Below are 5,564 nucleotides of genomic sequence, written 5' to 3' on the forward strand. Positions count from 1 at the left end.
AAAAGCAAAACCCCCAGCCTTTTGGGGCTGGGGGTTTTGGGTATAAGAGCCTGGCGATGACCTACTTTCACACGGGTAGTCCGCACTATCATCGGCGCAAAGTCGTTTCACGGTCCTGTTCGGGATGGGAAGGGGTGGTTCCGACTCGCTATGGTCACCAGGCATGAGGGGTTGCCRWGCTGACTCRTGTCAGCACGGCGAATCTGGGAGTAGTAAAGATTGGTTGTGTTTGTACCATCGTGGCACAAGGCGGCGAACCGCTACACCAGGTAAGACACACTGGTTATAGGATCAAGCCTTACGGGCAATTAGTACTGGTTAGCTTAACGCATTACTGCGCTTCCACACCCAGCCTATCAACGTCCTGGTCTCGAACGACCCTTCAAGGAGGTCAAGCCTCCAGGGAATCCTCATCTTCAGGCGAGTTTCCCGCTTAGATGCTTTCAGCGGTTATCTCTTCCGTACATAGCTACCCTGCGATGCCTCTGGCGAGACAACAGGTACACCAGCGGTACGTCCACTCCGGTCCTCTCGTACTAGGAGCAGCCCCCGTCAAGATTCCAACGCCCACGGCAGATAGGGACCAAACTGTCTCACGACGTTTTAAACCCAGCTCACGTACCTCTTTAAATGGCGAACAGCCATACCCTTGGGACCGGCTACAGCCCCAGGATGAGATGAGCCGACATCGAGGTGCCAAACACCGCCGTCGATATGAACTCTTGGGCGGTATCAGCCTGTTATCCCCAGAGTACCTTTTATCCGTTGAGCGATGGCCCTTCCATTCAGAACCACCGGATCACTATGTCCTGCTTTCGCACCTGCTCGACTTGTCGGTCTCGCAGTTAAGCACGCTTTTGCCATTGCACTTTAGGTACGATGTCCGACCGTACCAAGCGTACCTTCGAACTCCTCCGTTACACTTTGGGAGGAGACCGCCCCAGTCAAACTGCCTACCATGCACTGTCCCCGACCCGGATTCACGGGCCAAGGTTAGAACCTCAAACAAACCAGGGTGGTATTTCAAGGACGGCTCCACGTGAACTAGCGTCCACGCTTCAAAGCCTCCCACCTATCCTACACAGATCGGTTCAAAGTCCAATGCAAAGCTACAGTAAAGGTTCATGGGGTCTTTCCGTCTAGCCGCGGGGAGATTGCATCATCACAAACACTTCAACTTCGCTGAGTCTCGGGAGGAGACAGTGTGGCCATCGTTACGCCATTCGTGCAGGTCGGAACTTACCCGACAAGGAATTTCGCTACCTTAGGACCGTTATAGTTACGGCCGCCGTTTACCGGGACTTCAATCAAGAGCTTGCACCCCATCATTTAATCTTCCGGCACCGGGCAGGCGTCACACCCTATACGTCCACTTTCGTGTTTGCAGAGTGCTGTGTTTTTATTAAACAGTCGCAGCCACCATTTTATTGCAACCCCTTCACCCTCCTGGCGCAGGCCAGTCAAGCTACAAGGGCGTACCTTATCCCGAAGTTACGGTACCAATTTGCCGAGTTCCTTCTCCCGAGTTCTCTCAAGCGCCTTAGAATACTCATCTCGCCCACCTGTGTCGGTTTGCGGTACGGTCTCGTATGACTGAAGCTTAGAGGCTTTTCTTGGAACCACTTCCAATTGCTTCGCGGCTCAAGGCCGCTCGCCCCACATCCTTGAATTACGCGCCCGGATTTGCCTAAGCGCCTTCTCCAATGCAGGGACCGGGACTTCCAACACCCGGACAACCTTCCGCGATCCGTCCCCCCATCGCATCATACGACGGTGCAGGAATATTAACCTGCTTCCCATCAGCTACGCATCTCTGCCTCGCCTTAGGGGCCGACTCACCCTACGCCGATGAACGTTGCGTAGGAAACCTTGGGCTTACGGCGAGGGGGCCTTTCACCCCCTTTATCGCTACTCATGTCAGCATTCGCACTTCTGATACCTCCAGCATCCTTTACAAGACACCTTCACAGGCTTACAGAACGCTCTCCTACCACGCACTTGCGTGCGTCCGCAGCTTCGGTATATAGCTTAGCCCCGTTACATCTTCCGCGCAGGACGACTCGATCAGTGAGCTATTACGCTTTCTTTAAAGGGTGGCTGCTTCTAAGCCAACCTCCTGACTGTTTTAGCCTTCCCACTTCGTTTCCCACTTAGCTATATTTGGGGACCTTAGCTGGCGGTCTGGGTTGTTTCCCTCTTGACACCGGACGTTAGCACCCGATGTCTGTCTCCCGTGATTGCACTCTTCGGTATTCGGAGTTTGCTATGGCGGGGTAATCAGCAATAGACCCCCCAACCATGACAGTGCTCTACCCCCGAAGGTGAGACACGAGGCACTACCTAAATAGTTTTCGGAGAGAACCAGCTATTTCCAGATTTGTTTAGCCTTTCACCCCTATCCACAGCTCATCCCCTAACTTTTCAACGTTAGTGGGTTCGGTCCTCCAGTACGTGTTACCGCACCTTCAACCTGGCCATGGATAGATCATCTGGTTTCGGGTCTACACCCAGCGACTCAACGCCCTATTCGGACTCGCTTTCGCTACGCCTTCCCTAATCGGTTAAGCTTGCCACTGAATGTAAGTCGCTGACCCATTATACAAAAGGTACGCCGTCACCCGTTTCCAGGCTCCGACTGTTTGTATGCATGCGGTTTCAGGATCTATTTCACTCCCCTCCCGGGGTTCTTTTCGCCTTTCCCTCACGGTACTGGTTCACTATCGGTCGATTACGAGTATTTAGCCTTGGAGGATGGTCCCCCCATCTTCAGACAGGATTTCACGTGTCCCGCCCTACTTGTCGTACACCTAGTTCCACAACGCTGTTTTCGCATACAGGGCTATCACCTGCTATGGCCGGGCTTTCCATCCCGTTCTGCTAACAATGCTGCTAAAGAGTACAAGGCTCTTCCCATTTCGTTCGCCACTACTTTGGGAATCTCGGTTGATTTCTGTTCCTGCAGCTACTTAGATGTTTCAGTTCGCCGCGTTCGCTTCCCTGACCTATGTATTCAGTCAGGGATGACCCATAAGGGCCGGGTTTCCCCATTCGGACATCTCCGGATCAAAGCTTGTTTGCCAGCTCCCCGAAGCTTTTCGCAGGCTACCGCGTCCTTCATCGCCTGTAATCGCCAAGGCATCCACCACATGCACTTGTTCGCTTGACCCTATAACGAGTGTGTCTCAGCTTTCGCTTGAGCCACGACTCACCATAGGTCTGAGTTCTCGCGTTTGTGCCGTATTCCAAGTCATCTTTCGATCACTTAAATACATTTTGGTTGATACAATCACAACCCGGTATCGCGTTGGATAATTCAGCGTCTCATCAACGCTCGCGCGACACCTTTACTACATCCCATATTGTTAAAGAACAGCCGACGGATTCAACGAATCCAATCGCTTGGCAATGCCAAATGAAAGCGCTCACGCTGAAGCGCTTTCATTTGGCAAACCAACCAAGGTAAGTGGTGGAGGATGACGGGATCGAACCGACGACCCCCTGCTTGCAAAGCAGGTGCTCTCCCAGCTGAGCTAATCCCCCGGATAACTTGGTGGGTCTGGTAGGACTTGAACCTACGACCCCCGCCTTATCAAGACGGTGCTCTAACCACCTGAGCTACAGACCCTTGGCTGTAACAGCAAACAAACCGATAAGTGTGAACGCTTGACTTGTGAACACAAGCCTCTGGAAAGGAGGTGATCCAGCCGCACCTTCCGATACGGCTACCTTGTTACGACTTCACCCCAGTCATGAACCCTGCCGTGGTAATCGCCCTCCTTGCGGTTAGGCTAACTACTTCTGGCAAAACCCACTCCCATGGTGTGACGGGCGGTGTGTACAAGACCCGGGAACGTATTCACCGCGGCATGCTGATCCGCGATTACTAGCGATTCCAGCTTCACGTAGTCGAGTTGCAGACTACGATCCGGACTACGATGCATTTTCTGGGATTAGCTCCCCCTCGCGGGTTGGCAACCCTCTGTATGCACCATTGTATGACGTGTGAAGCCCTACCCATAAGGGCCATGAGGACTTGACGTCATCCCCACCTTCCTCCGGTTTGTCACCGGCAGTCTCTCTAGAGTGCCCTTTCGTAGCAACTAGAGACAAGGGTTGCGCTCGTTGCGGGACTTAACCCAACATCTCACGACACGAGCTGACGACAGCCATGCAGCACCTGTGTCCACTTTCTCTTTCGAGCACCTAATGCATCTCTGCTTCGTTAGTGGCATGTCAAGGGTAGGTAAGGTTTTTCGCGTTGCATCGAATTAATCCACATCATCCACCGCTTGTGCGGGTCCCCGTCAATTCCTTTGAGTTTTAATCTTGCGACCGTACTCCCCAGGCGGTCAACTTCACGCGTTAGCTACGTTACTGAGGAAATGAATCCCCAACAACTAGTTGACATCGTTTAGGGCGTGGACTACCAGGGTATCTAATCCTGTTTGCTCCCCACGCTTTCGTGCATGAGCGTCAGTCACGTCCCAGGGGGCTGCCTTCGCCATCGGTATTCCTCCACATCTCTACGCATTTCACTGCTACACGTGGAATTCTACCCCCCTCTGACGCACTCTAGCCTTGCAGTCACAAGCGCAATTCCCAGGTTGAGCCCGGGGATTTCACGCCTGTCTTACAAAACCGCCTGCGCACGCTTTACGCCCAGTAATTCCGATTAACGCTCGCACCCTACGTATTACCGCGGCTGCTGGCACGTAGTTAGCCGGTGCTTATTCTTCCGGTACCGTCATCGACCCCGRGTATTAGCCAGGGCCATTTCTTTCCGGACAAAAGTGCTTTACAACCCGAAGGCCTTCTTCACACACGCGGCATTGCTGGATCAGGGTTGCCCCCATTGTCCAAAATTCCCCACTGCTGCCTCCCGTAGGAGTCTGGGCCGTGTCTCAGTCCCAGTGTGGCTGATCGTCCTCTCAGACCAGCTACTGATCGTCGCCTTGGTGAGCTTTTACCCCACCAACTAGCTAATCAGACATCGGCCGCTCCTATTGCGCGAGGCCTTACGGTCCCCCGCTTTCACCCTCAGGTCGTATGCGGTATTAGCTAATCTTTCGACTAGTTATCCCCCACAACAGGGCACGTTCCGATGTATTACTCACCCGTTCGCCACTCGCCACCAGGATTGCTCCCGTGCTGCCGTTCGACTTGCATGTGTAAGGCATGCCGCCAGCGTTCAATCTGAGCCAGGATCAAACTCTTCAGTTCAATACCTGTGTGGTGCCGAAGCACCTCGCTCTTTCGAGCGGTCGCTCACTCTCAGAAAACTGACTCGATCCATTCCGAAGAACGAACCGAACATGTTTTACTGTGCGAGCACTTAATAACTTTTGAAGCATCACGCAGACCGAAGTCTCCGCGGCGTTCGCCATCAAGCGCCCACACTTATCGGTTGTTTGGTTGTTAAAGAACTGGCCACACCGGCTTTGCCGGGGGCGGTACTGCTTGTCTGCGCTGCGTCGTTTGCGTCGCAGCAGAGAAACGAGATTATGAAGAACTATCTGCGTTTCGTCAACAGGTCAGCGAAGTTTTTTTCGCTGCGGTCAGCGCTG

At 53.4% G+C, this 5,564-nt stretch carries 2 tRNA genes and 3 rRNA genes; all 5 read right to left on the reverse strand.

Features of this window, described 5'->3' with window-relative positions:
- Window positions 1–48: 48 nt before the first annotated feature.
- Window positions 49–162 (reverse strand): 5S ribosomal RNA (gene rrf, locus AB4120_RS27495).
- A gap of 125 nt (window positions 163–287) precedes the next feature.
- Window positions 288–3,166: ribosomal RNA gene (locus AB4120_RS27500) — 23S ribosomal RNA — on the reverse strand.
- Between the two features lie 298 nt (window positions 3,167–3,464).
- Window positions 3,465–3,540: transfer RNA gene (locus AB4120_RS27505), tRNA-Ala, on the reverse strand.
- An 8-nt stretch (window positions 3,541–3,548) separates the two neighbouring features.
- A tRNA-Ile gene (locus tag AB4120_RS27510) sits at window positions 3,549–3,625 on the reverse strand.
- Between the two features lie 63 nt (window positions 3,626–3,688).
- A 16S ribosomal RNA gene (locus tag AB4120_RS27515) occupies window positions 3,689–5,220 on the reverse strand.
- The 16S, 23S and 5S rRNA genes sit together here with 2 tRNA genes alongside, the layout of an rRNA operon.
- Window positions 5,221–5,564: the final 344 nt, after the last annotated feature.

The sequence above is a fragment of the Cupriavidus sp. 2KB_3 genome, from assembly GCF_052115685.1.
Lineage (GTDB): Bacteria > Pseudomonadota > Gammaproteobacteria > Burkholderiales > Burkholderiaceae > Cupriavidus > Cupriavidus campinensis.